The sequence below is a fragment of the Streptomyces sp. enrichment culture genome (assembly GCF_964273255.1).
In the GTDB taxonomy this organism is placed as follows: domain Bacteria; phylum Actinomycetota; class Actinomycetes; order Streptomycetales; family Streptomycetaceae; genus Streptomyces.
In genome coordinates, this window is sequence record NZ_OZ186835.1 from 5893480 (window position 1) to 5909258 (window position 15779).

Below are 15779 nucleotides of genomic sequence, written 5' to 3' on the forward strand. Positions count from 1 at the left end.
CCGGCACGCCTCACCCGTCGTCGCCCGCGCGTCGGGCCTCGCCGCCCACGGCCCGCCCCCGCCCGCCCCGTGCCGCGGACCGCAGGGCCGCCACCGCCGTGCGCGCCGCGGCCTCCACCCGGACGACACCCTCCGCCATCGTCGCGTGGCCGTCGGACAGCACCGCCAGCAGCACGTCGCGTCCGCCCGAGGTGACCCGGCCGACGCTGTGCACCACCCACAGCCCCGTCGCGTCGCGCGGCATCCAGCCGTTCTTCACCGCCCAGGCGGATCCGTCCGCCACCACCGGCACCCCCCACGCCTGCGCGGGGACCACCTGCGCCATCAGCCGGCGGGCGCTGTCGCGGGCCTCCTGGTCCAGGAGGCCCCGGCCCGCCTCGCCGTCCCGGCCGAGCAGCTCCCGCAGCAGGACCAGCCGGTCCGGGGCCGTCGTCCGGGTCAGCCCCCAGTAACCGCCGTCGCCGGCCACCGTCTCCGTGAGCCCGATCCGGGCGTTGGCCGCGTCCAGCCCGGCAGCCGAGCCGATCGTCCGCCACAGGACCGACGCCGCGTCGTTGTCACTGTGCCCGATCATCGCCGCCGCCCGGGACCACTCCGCGGCGGTGACGGCGCGTCCGGTGTCCCGCGCCCGCAGCAGCAGGGCCGCCAGGATGTCGGCCTTCACCACGCTCGCGGTGACGAACACCCCGTCCCCCCGGCGCACGCCCTCCCCGGTCACCGGGTCCAGGGCGGCGACGGACACCCGCGCCGGGCTCACCGCACCCCGCCCGCCACCCCCGCGACCCGGCCCGGCCTCCGTCGCGCCCGCGGGGATCACCGGCCACACGGCATCCGTCGCAGCCCGCGGTTGCTGCGCAGCGCCCCCGGGCTTCCCGGGCCGCCCTCCGTCCCGACCGCTCACCACGTCCCTCAGGTCTCCCACGCCCCTCGCCTCCCCCTCTGCCGTCCGTTCCGCACCCGGCACGCCCACCGAGCCGTCCGGCGGGCCCGCCTGACCGCCCGCCCGCGTCGGGGCCCGCCTCCCGTGGCCGATAGGGTCGGTGACCGTGGCGAACAAGAACATCCCCGACCCCGGCTACCGCGACGACGACGGCTCCGCCGACCCCCGGCTGAGCGCGGCGCTCGCTGCCTGGGCCGAGGACCGCGAGGCGGTCGGCCCCGTCCTGGAGGCCCTCGAGGGCACCCGTCTGCTGGTGCCCGTCGTGGCGATCCTCGGCGAGGTCGAGGAGGACGAGAACGGACTGCGCCGCGAGAAGACCAGTGACATGGCGGTTCCCACCCTGAAGGCCGGGAACCGCACCGCGCTGCCCGCCTTCACCTCCACCGACTCGCTCGCCCGCTGGGACCCGCAGGCCCGCCCCGTCGCCGTCCCCCTGCACCAGGCGCTCCAGGCCGCCGCCCACGAGAAGGCCGACACCGTCGTCCTCGACGTGGCCGGGCCGGTGCCGTTCGAGCTGACCGGCCACACCCTGCTCGCGCTCGCCGAAGGGCGCACGACGACCGACCCGCTCGCCGACCCGGCGGTCACCGAGGCCGTCCGCGCGGTCGTCGCCGCCGAGCCCGCCGTCCTGCGCGCCCACCTCGGTCCCGGACAGGCGGACGGCACCCTCGCCCTCGTCCTCGACCCGGCCGCCTCCGTCGCCGAGGCCGCACGCGACGTGGCCCAGCGGCTCGCGGCCGACGAGACACTGCGGGCCCGCCTGGTGCGCGGCCTCGACCTGGCCGTGCTGCCGGCCGAGGTGACGCCACCGGGCGAGCCCCTCTACGTCCGGGCCTGAGACGGGCCCGGACCCGAGACGGGCCCGGGTCCGGGACGGGTCCGGGTCCGGGACGGGTCCCGGGGCCTTGGACGAGCCGGGGGCCGGGAAGGGCGCCGGGGCCCGGGAAGGACCGGGCCGCGGACACGGACCCCCTATATGCGCCGCGGACACGGACCCCGGGATGCGGAGACGTGCCCCGCGGGCCCGGGTCCCGGAACCGCGCGTGGGCGCGCCGGAGCTCCCGCATCCGGGTACGGAAGCGGGAGCGGGATCGGCGGACTGGATCGGCAGGACGGGTCCGGGCAGCTCCGGACCGCCCCGGACCGGACCGGACCGGACGGATCCAGGAGGAGCCGACCGGACGGATGCGGCGGAGAGCCGGACCGGACGGCCGGGGCCGGGACCCCGGCGGCACGACCGGCGGCGGGAGGGTCAGCTGTAGAGCGGTCCCGTGTACTTCTCGCCCGGCCCCTTGCCCGGCTCGTCCGGCACGAGCGAGGCCTCGCGGAACGCCAGCTGCAGGGACTTCAGCCCGTCGCGCAGCGGGGCCGCGTGGAAGGAGCTGATCTCCGTGGTGGACGCGTCCAGCAGCCCGGCCAGGGCGTGGACCAGCTTGCGGGCCTCGTCCAGGTCCTTGTGCTGGTCGCCCTCCTCGGTCAGCCCCAGCTTCACGGCGGCGGCGCTCATCAGGTTCACGGCGACCGTCACGATCACCTCGACCGCCGGGACCTCGGCGATGTCGCGGGCCATGGCGTCGAAGTCCGGGTTGCCGTCCGGGCCGTCCGTGATGTCCGTGCTGTCCGGGCCGGCGGGGGTCTCGGGGGTGTCCGAGGCGGGGCTCTCACTCATGCCCTCACGATAGGCGCTGCCCCGGGACCGCCCGACGGCAGGAGCCGCTGCGGGAACCGGGGCAGGAGTTGTGCCCCGGTGGTTAGCACCACCTCGCGGGAGCTGCTAACCTTGTGTAACGACCGGTCGGACCCGTATGCCCACGCGTACGAGCCCGGCCCACAAGTGGAGGCTTCGAACTCCCACCTTCCGCCCTCAGGGCGGCGGGTCACCGGTCAGGCGGTGCCGCTCCACGGCGAACCGCCCGAGAGTGCGCCCCGCGATCTCCGCGGCGGTGTTCCGGTAGTTCGAGGAACCCCGCCTGTGATCGTCCGGGGCATTTTTGTTGCTTCGGCGCGGTTAGGTCTTACGAGAACACAGACGTTACGCGGCTGTCCGCCAGACCGCCGTGTGGTGCTACCGAGGAGGATCCATCAGCGCCGAGCCCCGCATCAACGACCGGATTCGCGTTCCCGAGGTGCGACTTGTCGGTCCCAGTGGCGAGCAGGTGGGCATCGTCCCGCTGGCCAAGGCACTGGAGCTTGCGCAGGAGTACGACCTGGACCTGGTCGAGGTCGCGGCGAACGCCCGTCCGCCCGTGTGCAAGCTCATGGACTACGGGAAGTTCAAGTACGAGTCGGCCATGAAGGCCCGTGAGGCGCGCAAGAACCAGGCGCACACGGTCATCAAGGAGATGAAGCTCCGGCCGAAGATCGACCCGCACGACTACGACACCAAGAAGGGTCACGTCGTCCGGTTCCTCAAGCAGGGCGACAAGGTCAAGATCACGATCATGTTCCGTGGTCGCGAGCAGTCCCGGCCGGAGCTCGGCTACCGACTGCTGCAGCGTCTCGCGGAGGACGTGGCCGACCTCGGGTTCGTGGAGTCGAACCCGAAGCAGGACGGCCGCAACATGATCATGGTCCTCGGTCCGCACAAGAAGAAGACCGAGGCGATGGCCGAGGCCCGCCAGGCGCAGGAAGCCCGCAAGGCAGACGCGAAGGCCAACCCCGGCAAGTCGCAGAATGCCGCGGAGAACGAGGCCGCCCAGGCGGCCGAGGAGCCTGCCGAGGCGTGACTCCCCGGGGCGCGAGCCCCAGGAAGCAACCGAAACAAGTACGACGCTCCACCGTGCCCGGTTTTCGTGACCGGGCATCGGAGCGCCACCGACGAGGAGAGAACGGCGCTATGCCGAAGAACAAGTCGCACAGCGGTGCCAGCAAGCGCTTCAAGGTCACCGGCTCCGGCAAGGTGCTCCGCGAGCGCGCCGGCAAGCGCCACCTGCTCGAGCACAAGTCGTCCCGTGTGACGCGTCGCCTCACCGGCAACGCCGAGATGGCCCCGGGCGACGCCAAGAAGATCAAGAAGCTTCTCGGCAAGTGACGCGTCGGCGCCCCGCAGGCGCCGTCCGACAGTCAGGACCGGGACCCAATCGATTTCGGGCCGTGTGAGCGACAACCACGGCCCCGCTACAAGGAGTTAACAAGTGGCACGCGTCAAGCGGGCAGTCAACGCCCACAAGAAGCGCCGGGCGATCCTCGAGCAGGCCTCCGGCTACCGCGGTCAGCGTTCGCGCCTGTACCGCAAGGCCAAGGAGCAGGTCACCCACTCGCTGGTCTACAACTACAACGACCGCAAGAAGCGCAAGGGTGACTTCCGCCAGCTGTGGATCCAGCGCATCAACGCCGCTGCCCGCGCCAACGGCATCACATACAACCGCTTCATCCAGGGTCTGAAGGCCGCGAACATCGAGGTCGACCGCAAGATCCTGGCCGAGCTGGCCGTGAACGACGCGACGGCGTTCGCCGCTCTCGTCGAGGTCGCGCAGAAGGCCCTGCCCGCGGACGTGAACGCGCCCAAGGCCGCGTGACGCCGCGCCGGCCCTGAGCCGACGTGACCGGAGGACCCGCAGGCCGCATGGCTTGCGGGTCCTGCTGTTGCGCGACCGCCCGCGACCGCCCGCGACGGCCCGCGACCGCAGGGGAGGGCCCGGCCCGCGGCTCCCCGCTGACGGCCCCGCCCCCGGGTGATGACCGCGCGGCGCCGCCGCCGTGCCGCGACCCGTCCTCCCGCACCGCAACCGCGCGGCGCCGCCGCCGGCCGCCCGCGCCCCGACCGGAACGGCGTCCCGGCCGCCCTGCCGCTCCCCGCGCGAGCGGCACCACGCCGGAGAACCCGCGTCCGAGACTCCACGAAGGTGACGACAGATGCCCTCCGTCAGCCCCGAGCTGATCTCCCCCCGTTCCTCCCGGGTCCTCGCCGCCCGGCGGCTGGCCAAACGGAACGTCCGGAGCAAGGAGCGGCTGTTCCTCGCCGAGGGCCCCCAGGCCGTACGGGAGGCGGCGGGCCACCGCGGCGCGGACACCGCCACCGCCACCCTCGTCGAACTCTTCGCCACCCCCGAGGCCGCCGACCGCTACGCCGACATCATCGGCGCCGCCCGGGACGCCGGCGCCCGCGTCCACCTCGCCGCCGAGCAGGTCGTCGCCGACATCTCCACCACCGTCACCCCGCAGGGCCTGGTCGGCGTCTGCCGGTTCCTCGACACCCCGTTCGAGGAGATCCTCGCCGCGCGCCCCCGCCTCGTCGCCGTCCTCGCCCACGTGCGCGACCCCGGCAACGCGGGCACCGTCCTGCGCAGCGCGGACGCCGCCGGGGCCGAGGCCGTCGTCCTCACCGACGCCTCCGTCGACGTCTACAACCCCAAGGCCGTCCGCGCCTCCGTCGGCTCGCTGTTCCACCTGCCCGTCGCCGTCGGCGTGCCCGTCGAGCAGGCCGTGGACGGGCTGCGGGCCGCCGGGATCCGGGTGCTCGCCGCCGACGGCGCCGGGGACCGCGACATCGACGACGAGCTCGACCGCGGCACCATGGGCGGACCCACCGCCTGGGTCTTCGGCAACGAGGCGTGGGGACTGCCCGAGGAGACCCGGGCCCTCGCCGACGCCGCCGTCCGCGTCCCGATCCACGGAAAGGCCGAGAGCCTGAACCTCGCCACCGCCGCGGCCGTATGTCTCTACGCGTCGGCACGTGCACAGCGCGCCGCCGGAGGGTGCCGCTCCGTCACCGGGAACTAGTAGGGTGACCAGCTCGGAGAGCCCCTGAGCAAGTCGAGAGGCGGGGTACGGGGATGAGCGTCGGCACGGGCAGCGCACCGGGGGCACGACAGGTGGCGCGTCCGCCCGCCCCCCGGCCCGGTGAACTGAGCGACCTCGGCATCGACCCCGACCAGCTGCCCGACGGACTCGTCGTCGCCGACGAACACGGACGGGTGATCTGCTTCAACCGGGCCGCCGTCCGCATCGCCGCCCTGCCCGCCGAACAGGCCCTCGGCCGCCGCATCGAGAGCGCGCTGCCCTTACAGGACCTGGAGGGCCGTCACTGGTGGCAGATCACCGACCCCTACGGCGGCCTCGCCATCCGCAACGGCCACCCCGAACGCAACCTGCTGCTGCCCGGCGGCCGGGAGGTCCTGGTCGCCGCCCGTTACGTCCGCACCCGGCCCACCGGACCGCTGCGCCGCCTCGTCGTCACCCTGCGTGACACGGAGGCCCGTCGCCGCACCGAGCGCAGTCACGCCGAGCTGATCGCCACCGTCGCCCACGAACTGCGCTCCCCGCTCACCTCCGTCAAGGGCTTCACCGCCACCCTGCTGCGGAAGTGGGAGCGGTTCACCGACGACCAGAAGCGGCTCATGCTGGAGACCGTCGACGCCGACGCCGACCGCGTCACCCGGCTCATCGCCGAGCTGCTCGACATATCGCGCATCGACTCCGGCCGGCTGGAGGTGCGCCGCCAGCCCGTCGACATCGGCGCCGCCGTCGGACGGCACATCCAGGCCTACGTGGCCGCCGGACAGAACGCCGACCGGTTCCTGCTGCGGGTCCAGCACCCGCTGCCCGACCTGTGGGCGGACCCGGACAAGATCGACCAGGTGCTGAGCAACCTGCTGGAAAATGCCGTGCGCCACGGCGAGGGAACGGTCACCATCGACATCACGCCCGCGCCGTCCCCGAGGGAACCGGAGGACGGCGAGCACGCGGCCACGTCGGTCACCGTGAGCGACGAGGGCCCCGGCATCCCGGAGGACTCCATGAACCGCGTCTTCACCCGCTTCTGGCGGGGCAGCAAGCGCGGCGGCACCGGGCTCGGGCTGTACATCGTCAAGGGCATCGTCGAGGCCCACGGCGGCACCATCACGGTCGGGCGGGCCCGCGCCGGCGGCGCCCAGTTCCGATTTACGCTGCCCGTGGGGGCCCCGGCCTTCGCCCGCGACCTGCCGCGCAGCGCGCGCTAGGGGAGGCGGGCCCCGGACCCCACGGGCGCATTCGTTCATCCCCGCCCCGTTAGACTCGACCCCTGGCACCTTTGTGTCCCCGGGCCAGGACGTGTCGTGCACGAGCCGGTGGCGGGGACCATCAGCCCCGGGGGCACCTCCCAGTGGCAACTGGGGGACAAATCGGAAGCACGGGAAGAGATGTCGGCACCCAATAAGTCGTACGACCCTGTCGAGGTCGAGGCGTTGAAACCGGAAGAGATCGAGCGCATGCGGGACGAGGCGCTCGCCGCCTTCGCCGCCGCGGACTCCCTGGACGCGCTCCACGAGGCCAAGGTCGCCCACACCGGCCCCGCCTCCCCGCTGGCCCTCGCCAACCGCGAGATCGGCGCCCTGCCCCCGCACGCCAAGGCCGACGCCGGCAAGCGGGTGGGCCAGGCGCGCGGTGCCGTGAACAAGGGCCTCGCCGCCCGCCAGGCCGAGCTGGAGGCCGAGCGGGACGCCCGCGTCCTGGTCGAGGAGTCCGTGGACGTCACGCTGCCCCACGACCGGACGGCGGCGGGTGCCCGGCACCCGCTGACCACCCTGTCGGAGCGCATCGAGGACATCTTCGTGGCCATGGGCTACGAGGTGGCCGAGGGCCCGCAGGTCGAGGCCGAGTGGTTCAACTTCGACGCCCTCAACATCGGCCCGGACCACCCCGCCCGCGGCGAGCACGACACCTTCTTCGTACAGGGCCCCGAGGGCGGCACGGAGTCCGGTGTCGTCCTGCGCACCCACACCTCGCCGGTGCAGATCCGCTCGCTGCTCGACCGTGAGCTGCCGGTGTACGTGATCTGCCCCGGCCGCGTCTACCGCACCGACGAGCTGGACGCGACCCACACCCCCGTCTTCCACCAGGTGGAGCTGCTCGCCGTCGACGAGGGCCTCACCATGGCCGACCTCAAGGGCACGCTGGACCACATGGTGCAGTCCCTGTTCGGCGAGGGCATGAAGACCCGGCTGCGGCCCAACTTCTTCCCCTTCACCGAGCCGAGCGGCGAGATGGACATGCTCTGCTACGTCTGCAAGGGCGCGTCCGTCGGCAACCCCGACCGGCCCTGCCGCACCTGCTCCAGCGAGGGCTGGATCGAGCTGGGCGGCTGCGGCATGGTCAACCCGCGGGTGCTCACCGCCTGCGGCGTCGACCCCGAGAAGTACAGCGGCTTCGCCTTCGGGTTCGGCATCGAGCGGATGCTGATGTTCCGCCACAACGTCGAGGACATGCGAGACATGGTCGAGGGTGACGTCCGGTTCACCCGGCCGTTCGGGATGGAGATCTGATGCGGGTCCCGCTTTCCTGGCTGCGGGAGTACGTCGACCTGCCGGCCACCGAGACCGGCCGTGACGTACAGGCCAAGCTGATCGCCGCGGGCCTCGAGGTCGAGACCGTCGAGCACCTCGGCGCCGACCTCAAGGGCCCTCTCGTCGTCGGTCAGGTGCTGACCATCGAGGAGCTGGAGGGCTTCAAGAAGCCGATCCGCTTCTGCACCGTCGACGTCGGAGCCGCCAACGGCACCGGTGAGCCGCAGGAGATCGTCTGCGGCGCCCGCAACTTCGCCGTGGGCGACAAGGTCGTCGTGGTGCTCCCCGGCGCCGTGCTGCCCGGCGGCTTCGCGATCTCCGCCCGCAAGACCTACGGCAAGGTCTCGCACGGCATGATCTGCTCCAGCGACGAGCTGGGCATGGGCGACGACGGCAGCAAGGGCATCATCGTGCTGCCGCCGGAGACCGAGGTCGGCAAGGACGCCATCGAGCTGCTCGAACTGGTCGACGAGGTCCTCGACATCGCCGTCACCCCGGACCGCGGCTACTGCCTGTCGATGCGCGGCGTGGCACGCGAGACCGCCACCGCCTACGGGCTGCCGCTGCGCGACCCGGCCCTGCTGGACGTGCCCGGCCCGAACGCCTTCGGCCACCCGGTCAAGGTCTCCGACCCGGCCGGCTGCGACCGCTTCACCGCCCGTACCGTCACCGGCCTGAGCCCCGAGGCGCGCTCCCCGATCTGGCTCCAGCGGCGGCTGCAGAAGGTCGGCATGCGCCCGATCTCGCTGGCCGTCGACATCACCAACTACGTGATGATGGAACTCGGCCAGCCGCTGCACGCCTACGACCGCGCCCAGGTCCAGGGCACCATCGGGGTGCGCCGCGCCGAGCCGGGCGAGAAGCTCACCACCCTCGACGGCGTCGAGCGCACCCTGGACGCCGAGGACCTGGTGATCACCGACGACCGGGGTCCCATCGGCCTCGCCGGTGTCATGGGCGGCGCCGACACGGAGATCGCGGACGTCAACGGCGGCGGCGCCGGGTCGACCGACGTGGTCATCGAGGCCGCGCACTTCGACGCGGTGTCCGTCGCGCGCACCGCCCGGCGCCACCGGCTGTCCTCCGAGGCGTCCCGGCGCTTCGAGCGCGGCGTCGACCCGCAGGCCGCCGCCGCTGCCGCGCAGCGCACCGTCGACCTGCTCGTGCTGCTGGCCGGCGGCACCGCCGAGGCCGGGGTCACCGAGGTCGTCGCGCCCAGCGCGCCGCACACCATCACGCTCCCGGCCGACCACCCGGACAAGGTGGCCGGCGTCGCCTACGGGCGGGAGACGGTCGTCCGGCGGCTGCAGCAGGTCGGCTGCGACGTCTACGGCCAGGACGAGCTGATCGTCACCGTGCCGTCCTGGCGGCCCGACCTCACCGACCCCAACGACCTGGCCGAAGAGGTCATCCGGCTGGAGGGCTACGAGAACCTGCCCGCCACCCTGCCCCGGCCGCCCGCCGGGCGTGGCCTGAGCAGCCGGCAGCGGCTGCACCGCCGCATCGGCCGGACCCTGGCCGGCGCCGGATACGTCGAGGCGCCGACCTACCCGTTCGTCAGCGAGCAGGTCTTCGACCAGCTCGGCCTGGCCGCCGACGACCCCGCCCGCCGCGTGGTGCGGCTGACCAACCCGCTCAACGACGAGGAGCCCGCCCTGCGGACCTCGCTGCTGCCGGGTCTGCTCGGCGCGCTGCGGCGCAACGACGGCCGCGGCACGCACGACCTGGCCCTGTTCGAGACGGGTCTGGTCTTCCACCCGCGCGACGAGCAGCGGATCGCCGTCCGGCTGCCCGTGGACCGTCGCCCCACCGACGAGGAACTGGCCGGCCTCGACGCCGCGCTGCCCGAGCAGCCGCGGCACGTGGCGGTCGTCCTCGCCGGTGCCCGTGAGCGGGACGGCTGGTGGGGCAAGGGCCGCCCGGCCGACTGGGCGGACGCCATCGAGGCCGCCCGGACCGTCGCCCGCGAGGCCGGGGCCGAGCTGATCATCCGCAAGGGCCAGTACGGGCCCTGGCACCCCGGCCGCTGCGCCGAGCTCGCGGTGGTCGTCGACGGCGCGGAGCGGGTCGTCGGCCACGCCGGCGAGCTGCACCCCGGCGTGCTCAAGACCCTGGGCCTGCCCGAGCGCACCTGCGCCGCGGAACTGGACCTGGACGCCGTGGAGCGGGCCGGTGAGGGCATCCCGCAGGCGCCGGCCATCTCCACGTTCCCGGTCGCCACGCAGGACGTCGCGCTCGTCGTCGACGCGTTCGTGCCGGCCGCCGACGTGGAGGCCGCGCTGCGGGAGGGCGCCGGTGAACTGCTGGAGTCCATCCGCCTGTTCGACGTCTACGAGAACGCCGAGCAGCTGGGCGAGGGCCGCAAGTCCCTGGCCTACGCCCTCCGGTTCCGCGCGGCCGACCGGACGCTGACCGTCGACGAGGCGTCGGCGGCCAGGGAGACGGCCGTCGCGCTGGCGGGTGAGCGCACCGGCGCGGTCCTGCGCGGCTGAGCGCACCAAGGGGCGCACGTCATCCCGGGGTTCATCCGGGATGACGTGCGCCCCTTGTGCTCCCCTCCGCCGGTCACCTCACTCGTTCGGGTGACAATGGCGGGTGATCCGTCCGGATGCGGGCGGTGCTCGACAGAATCGGACCGGCCGCACGGGGCCGGTCCGCGCGCCGTCAGGGGCCTGTCTGGGGGGCCAACCGCATGATCCGCTTCAAGGCCGGAGTCCCCCGAAGGGGCCGGACCCCGACCACCTCACGGGCAGCCACCTCAGGGGCGGCCACCTCAGGGGCGGCCACCTCAGGGGCGGCCACCGCAGGGGCAGCCACCCCTTCGCCCCGCCGCCGTCTTCCCGGCCGGCCCACCCCGTTCCCCGCCCGGGACCGGCCGCGGGGGAACCGGCTGCGCGCGGTCGGCGTTCCCACGGCCTGGGCCGCCGCCGCGCTCGCCTACCGGCTGACCTGCCCGCTCGCCCACGACGACCGCCTCAGCTCCCAGCTCGTCAGCAGTGCCGTCCTGTGCGCGATCGGCACCGGCATGGTCCTGCACGTCCGCCGCGGCCTGCTGCGGGAACTGCGCCGGGCCCGCCGGGCCGCCCAGGCCGCACACGGCATCCTGCTGCGGCAGCCCCCGCCCCACGTCGACGGACTGGCCATCGCCGCCGTCCAGCTGTCCGCCGACACGGCGGCCCGCATCGGCGGCGACCTCTACGAGGTGGTCGCCACCGACCACGGAGTGCGCGCCGTCATCGGCGACGTGCGCGGCCACGGCCCGGCCGCCGCCCAGGCCGCCGCGGCCGTCCTCGGCTGCTTCCGCGAGGCGGCGCACGACGAGGGGGAACTGGCCGGCGTGCTGCGCCGGCTGGAGCGGGCCATGGCCCGCCGGACCCGGGCCCGCACCCACGGCGCGCCCACCGCCGCGGACCACGACGACCCGGCCGGCGAGGACTTCGTCACCGTCCTGCTGCTGGAGATCCTCCCGGACGGCACCACCCGGGCCCTGAACTGCGGACACCCCTGGCCCCACCTGCTGAGCGGCACGGGCGCCGAACCGCTCGCCACGGCCGATCCGCTGCCCCCGCTCGGCCCGTTCCCTCTGCCGCCCGACCTGCCCGCCGTCCGCTGCGCGCCCCTGCTGCCCGAAACCGCCGTCGTGCTGCACACCGACGGTGCCGAGGACGCCCGGGACCCCGGCGGCCGCTTCTTCCCGCTGGCCCGCGTCCTCGACGAGGCCGCCCGCGGGACCCCGCTCACCCCGCAGTCCGTGCTGCGCACGGTCCTCGCGGCGCTGCTGCGGCACACCGACGGCCCTCCGCAGGACGACGTGGCCCTGCTGATCCTCACCAACGACCGCCCCGCGCCGCCCGCTCCGGCCGTCGGCTGCGCGAGCGAGCTGGGCGCGCCGCCCCTCGGGGCCGGCCCCCGGCCGCCACCCCGGGACACGTCCGCGTCCCCGACCCGTCCCGCGCCGTGAGCGGCCCGGCGCCGCGCCGCCGAGCGCGGCCCCGGGCAGCCGTACGCCGTCCGCCCCGCCACGGAATGTCGGGCAGGCAGCTGGGCGGACGGCGCGTATCGGGCCGTCGCACTGTACGAGGGGGAGCCGACGGCCCGGCCGGCCTCTTTCGAGGCACCTCAGTCAAGCGGATGGAAACTCTCCGCGACAGCGCGCACACCCTGCGGATGCGCGCACTCGGTTCACACCCCGTGTGAACCGGTTGACGCTACTCTGTCCGGCACTGAGTCACCGGGGGGCCCGACATGCAGCCCAACACCTTGCTCGACGCGATCCTGGACGAGGCAGGCATCTCCCACGCGGGATTCGCCGCCCACGTCAACCAGGCGGGCCGGGCGCGCGGACTGTCCTTGCGGTACGAACACACCGCCGTGGCCCGCTGGTTGAAGGGCCAGCGCCCCCGCGGCCAAGTGCCCGACCTGATCTGCGAGGTGCTCGCCCGCCGGCTGCAGCGCCCGGTCACCCTCGACGACATCGGCCTCGGCGTCCCCGGCGAACCCTCCGCCCCGCACACCGGCTCCCTGTCCGGGTTCGTGGAGCGGGCCACCGCACTGTGGCGGTCCGACCAGCAGCAGCGGCCCCACCTGATGGGCGCGCCCGCCGTCACCGGCACGCCGGCGGTCATGCCCGTCTGGGAGTGGGAGAACCCGCCGGAGGACGTGGACGTCTCCCGCGGCGGACGCCACCGCGTCACGGCCGGTGACCTGTCGATGCTGCGCGCCGCCCGCGCGCACTACGAGCAGCTGTACCGCAAGGCCGGGGGAGTGGCAACCCGCGCCCGCATCGTCGGCTTCCTCAACGCCGAGGCGGCGCCCCTGCTGCGCGGCAACTACACCGACTCCACCGGCCGTCAACTGCACCGCGCCACCGGCGGGCTGGTCGCCATCGCCGGCATCTGCGCCTACGACTCCGACGCCCACGGCCTCGCCCAGCGGTACTTCCACCAGGCGCTCCGGCTCGCCAAGGCCAGCGGGGACCGGGGACTGGGCGCGTACGTCATCGCGCTGCTCGTCAACCAGTCGCTGTTCATGCGGGAGTTCCGCCAGGCCGTGGCGTTCGCGGAGGCCGCGCTGCGCACCGCCGGGCCCCACATCACGCCCGCGCTCGCCTCCGACCTGTACGCGATGCAGGCGAAGGCGTACGCCCATCTCGGCGACGGCAGCAGTGCGTTGGCCTGCATCCGGCGCGCCGAAGCGGCCGCCGAACGCATCCGGCGCGGCCACGAACCCGACGAGACCGGCTACGTCCAGCCCGGCCTGGTCAACGTCCAGGTGGCGGAGGCGCTGCTCAGCCTGGGCGAGCTGGCGGCGGCCGGGGAGCACGCGGCGGCGGCCGTGGACACCCCCGCGCACGACCGGGGCCGGGTGCACCGGCTGGCCATGCTGAGCACCATCGAGCTGCGGCAGGGCAACGCCGACCGGGCGGTGGCCATCGCGGTGCAGATGGCCGAACAGGCGCGGGGCATGGAGTCGCAGCGCCTGCGCGACCGCCTGCGCGCGGTCCGCGACCACCTCGTGCGCAGCGGCTGCGCGGGCACGGACGAGGCGGCCGAACTCATCGACGGGGCGCTGCGCGTGCCGCTGTAGCCGCTCGGACGGTGCTTGCGCGCGGTCCGCTGCGGCACCCCGCGGCCGGTACCTCCGTCACCCGCCGTCCGCCCTGCCGCCCGTCGCGCAACGGTGCGGCGCGCTCCGCCCGCCGTGCGCCCCCGCACGTGCTCCCTCCGCGCTGTCCACTGCTCCCCGGGCGGCCGATTGTGCGCCTGCTGCCGGGACGCTTCTGCTGCGATATTGCCCCTTACTCATCGGAAGGCGGCAGAACCGTGCAGTGGACGAAGCAGTGCGAACAAACTGTGTATGCCAACCGCTGGTTCCAGGTGAACCTCGCGGACGTCGAACTTCCGGACGGCCGTCACCTCGACCACTTCCTCATACGACTGAGGCCCGTCGCCGTCGCCACGGTGGTGAACGAGGCCAACGAGGTCCTCCTGCTCTGGCGCCACCGCTTCATCACCGACAGCTGGGGGTGGGAACTGCCCGCGGGCGTCGTCGAGGACGGGGAGGACGTGGCCGGAGCGGCCGCACGGGAGCTGGAGGAGGAGACGGGCTGGCGCGCCGGCCCCCTGCACCACCTGCTGACCGTCGAACCGTCCAACGGCCTCACCGATGCCCGGCACCACGTCTACTGGGCGGACGAGGGCGAGTACGTCGGCCACCCCGTCGACGCCTTCGAGTCGGACCGCCGCGAGTGGGTCCCCCTCAAACTGGTCCCCGACCTCGTCGCCCACGGCGACGTCCCGGGCGGCTCGATGGCCGCGGCGTTACTCCTGCTGCACCACCTCCGCCTGGGCCAGGACCCGAGGCCCGGCCCCTGACCGGCCCTCCGTCCGGCACCGCGCCCGCGCTCCGCGTAGAAAGCGCCGGACCCGCCGGACCCGCCGGACCCGCCGGACCCGCCGGACCCGCCGGACCCGCCGGACCCGCCGGACCCGCCGGACCCGCCGGACCCGCCGGAACCGCCGGAACCGCCGGAACCGCCGGAACCGCCGGAACCGCCGGAACCGCCGGACCCATCGGAACCGGGGACCCATCAGAACCGCCGGAAGCCCGGCACCGGGCGTGTTCCGGTGCCGGGCTCCCGGCGGCGGTGAAGGAAACGGTGAAGGAAAGGGCTCGGCGTCTCAGCCGTAGGTGTAGAAGCCCGACCCCGTCTTCCGGCCCAGCCGCCCCGCGTCGACCATCCGCTGGAGCAGCGGGGGAGCGGCGTACAGGGGCTCCTTGTACTCCTCGTACATCGAGTAGGCGACCGAGGCCACGGTGTCCAGGCCGATCAGGTCGGACAGCTTCAGCGGCCCCATCGGGTGGGCGCAGCCCATCTCCATGCCGTTGTCGATGTCCTCGCGGCTGGCGATGCCCGACTCGAACATCCGGATCGCGGAGAGCAGATAGGGGATCAGCAGCGCGTTGACCACGAAGCCGGAGCGGTCCTGGGCACGGATGGCGTGCTTGCCCAGCACCTTCTCCGTGAAGACCTGGGCGCGGCTGAGCGTGCCCTCGGAGGTGGTGAGCGCGGGGATCAGCTCGACCAGCTTCTGCACCGGCGCCGGGTTGAAGAAGTGGATGCCGATGACGTGGTCGGGGCGGGCGGTGGCCACCGCCAGCTTCACCAGCGGGATGGAGGAGGTGTTGGAGGCCAGGATCGCGTCCTGGCGGGTCACCACCTGGTCGAGCACCTGGAAGATCTCGGTCTTCACCTGCTCGTTCTCCACCACGGCCTCGATCACCAGGTCGCGGTCGGCGAACTCGCCGAGGTCCGTGGTGAAGGTCAGCCGGGCCTGGGTGGCCTCCAGCTCCTCCGCGGTGATCTTCCCGCGCTCGGCCGCCTTGGTCAGGGAGTTGAACAGCCGGGTACGGCCGATCTCCAGGGCCTCGCCGGTCGTCTCGGCCACCATGACGTCCAGGCCGGCCCGGGCGCACACCTCGGCGATTCCCGCGCCCATCTGGCCACAGCCCACCACTCCGACGCGTTCGATGTCGGTCACATCGTCCCTTTCGCTCATTTTGGGCGACTCATT

Annotated in this window: 14 protein-coding genes; 11 read left to right on the forward strand and 3 right to left on the reverse strand. The window is 73.9% G+C overall.

What is annotated here, in order from left to right; translation table 11 throughout:
• Nucleotides 1–10: 10 nt before the first annotated feature.
• Complete coding sequence (locus ACSU53_RS25665; RefSeq protein WP_437031406.1) at nt 11–757, reverse strand: serine hydrolase; 747 nt, start codon at nt 755–757, stop codon at nt 11–13.
• Nucleotides 758–1046: 289 nt separating this feature from the next.
• Between ACSU53_RS25665 and ACSU53_RS25670 the strand changes: the two genes are divergently transcribed.
• Nucleotides 1047–1778, forward strand: coding sequence for an SseB family protein (locus tag ACSU53_RS25670; RefSeq protein WP_437031407.1), 732 nt, complete (start codon nt 1047–1049; stop codon nt 1776–1778).
• Between the two features lie 414 nt (nt 1779–2192).
• On the opposite strand, the gene ACSU53_RS25675 is transcribed toward ACSU53_RS25670, so the two are convergent.
• The gene (locus tag ACSU53_RS25675; RefSeq protein ID WP_437031408.1) at nt 2193–2609 is read right to left on the reverse strand and encodes a DUF1844 domain-containing protein; all 417 of its coding nucleotides are present in this window, start codon (nt 2607–2609) and stop codon (nt 2193–2195) included.
• Between the two features lie 388 nt (nt 2610–2997).
• Between ACSU53_RS25675 and infC the strand changes: the two genes are divergently transcribed.
• The 10 genes from infC (at nt 2998) to ACSU53_RS25725 (ending at nt 14579) form a co-directional block, all read left to right on the forward strand.
• Nucleotides 2998–3666 (forward strand): translation initiation factor IF-3, encoded by a 669-nt coding sequence (infC, locus tag ACSU53_RS25680; protein WP_362093075.1) that lies wholly within the window; start codon nt 2998–3000, stop codon nt 3664–3666.
• A 110-nt stretch (nt 3667–3776) separates the two neighbouring features.
• The gene (gene rpmI, locus ACSU53_RS25685; RefSeq protein WP_015661694.1) at nt 3777–3971 is read left to right on the forward strand and encodes a 50S ribosomal protein L35; all 195 of its coding nucleotides are present in this window, start codon (nt 3777–3779) and stop codon (nt 3969–3971) included.
• A 103-nt stretch (nt 3972–4074) separates the two neighbouring features.
• On the forward strand, nt 4075–4458 hold the full coding sequence (gene rplT, locus ACSU53_RS25690; RefSeq protein ID WP_033531708.1) for a 50S ribosomal protein L20: 384 nt from the start codon (nt 4075–4077) through the stop codon (nt 4456–4458).
• A 337-nt stretch (nt 4459–4795) separates the two neighbouring features.
• Nucleotides 4796–5662, forward strand: a complete 867-nt coding sequence (locus ACSU53_RS25695) for a TrmH family RNA methyltransferase (RefSeq protein ID WP_437031410.1) — start codon at nt 4796–4798, stop codon at nt 5660–5662.
• Nucleotides 5663–5715: 53 nt separating this feature from the next.
• Nucleotides 5716–6882, forward strand: a complete 1167-nt coding sequence (locus tag ACSU53_RS25700) for an ATP-binding protein (RefSeq protein WP_437031412.1) — start codon at nt 5716–5718, stop codon at nt 6880–6882.
• A gap of 180 nt (nt 6883–7062) precedes the next feature.
• On the forward strand, nt 7063–8184 hold the full coding sequence (gene pheS / locus ACSU53_RS25705; RefSeq protein WP_437031414.1) for a phenylalanine--tRNA ligase subunit alpha: 1122 nt from the start codon (nt 7063–7065) through the stop codon (nt 8182–8184).
• Entirely contained in the window at nt 8184–10697 is a 2514-nt protein-coding gene (gene pheT, locus ACSU53_RS25710) for a phenylalanine--tRNA ligase subunit beta (protein ID WP_437031416.1), read from the forward strand. Before pheS ends, pheT begins: the two co-directional genes overlap by 1 nt.
• A gap of 200 nt (nt 10698–10897) precedes the next feature.
• On the forward strand, nt 10898–12166 hold the full coding sequence (locus ACSU53_RS25715; RefSeq protein ID WP_437031418.1) for a PP2C family protein-serine/threonine phosphatase: 1269 nt from the start codon (nt 10898–10900) through the stop codon (nt 12164–12166).
• A 284-nt stretch (nt 12167–12450) separates the two neighbouring features.
• Entirely contained in the window at nt 12451–13791 is a 1341-nt protein-coding gene (locus tag ACSU53_RS25720) for a transcriptional regulator (RefSeq protein WP_437031420.1), read from the forward strand.
• A 236-nt stretch (nt 13792–14027) separates the two neighbouring features.
• Nucleotides 14028–14579 (forward strand): NUDIX hydrolase, encoded by a 552-nt coding sequence (locus tag ACSU53_RS25725; protein ID WP_437031421.1) that lies wholly within the window; start codon nt 14028–14030, stop codon nt 14577–14579.
• Between the two features lie 306 nt (nt 14580–14885).
• Here ACSU53_RS25725 and ACSU53_RS25730 read toward each other — a convergent pair whose 3' ends face one another.
• Nucleotides 14886–15764 carry a 3-hydroxybutyryl-CoA dehydrogenase gene (locus ACSU53_RS25730; protein WP_437031423.1) on the reverse strand — a complete coding sequence of 293 codons (879 nt, stop codon included), beginning with the start codon at nt 15762–15764 and terminating at the stop codon, nt 14886–14888.
• Between the last annotated feature and the right edge of the window lie 15 nt (nt 15765–15779).

Coding starts and splice junctions, on each gene's coding strand:
- ACSU53_RS25675 (WP_437031408.1), bottom strand. CDS start 2,609: ATGAGTGAGAGCCCCGCCTCGGACACCCCCGAGACCCCCGCCGGCCCG.
- rpmI (WP_015661694.1), top strand. CDS start 3,777: ATGCCGAAGAACAAGTCGCACAGCGGTGCCAGCAAGCGCTTCAAGGTC.
- ACSU53_RS25695 (WP_437031410.1), top strand. CDS start 4,796: ATGCCCTCCGTCAGCCCCGAGCTGATCTCCCCCCGTTCCTCCCGGGTC.
- ACSU53_RS25700 (WP_437031412.1), top strand. CDS start 5,716: ATGAGCGTCGGCACGGGCAGCGCACCGGGGGCACGACAGGTGGCGCGT.
- pheS (WP_437031414.1), top strand. CDS start 7,063: ATGTCGGCACCCAATAAGTCGTACGACCCTGTCGAGGTCGAGGCGTTG.
- pheT (WP_437031416.1), top strand. CDS start 8,184: ATGCGGGTCCCGCTTTCCTGGCTGCGGGAGTACGTCGACCTGCCGGCC.
- ACSU53_RS25715 (WP_437031418.1), top strand. CDS start 10,898: ATGATCCGCTTCAAGGCCGGAGTCCCCCGAAGGGGCCGGACCCCGACC.
- ACSU53_RS25720 (WP_437031420.1), top strand. CDS start 12,451: ATGCAGCCCAACACCTTGCTCGACGCGATCCTGGACGAGGCAGGCATC.
- ACSU53_RS25730 (WP_437031423.1), bottom strand. CDS start 15,764: ATGAGCGAAAGGGACGATGTGACCGACATCGAACGCGTCGGAGTGGTG.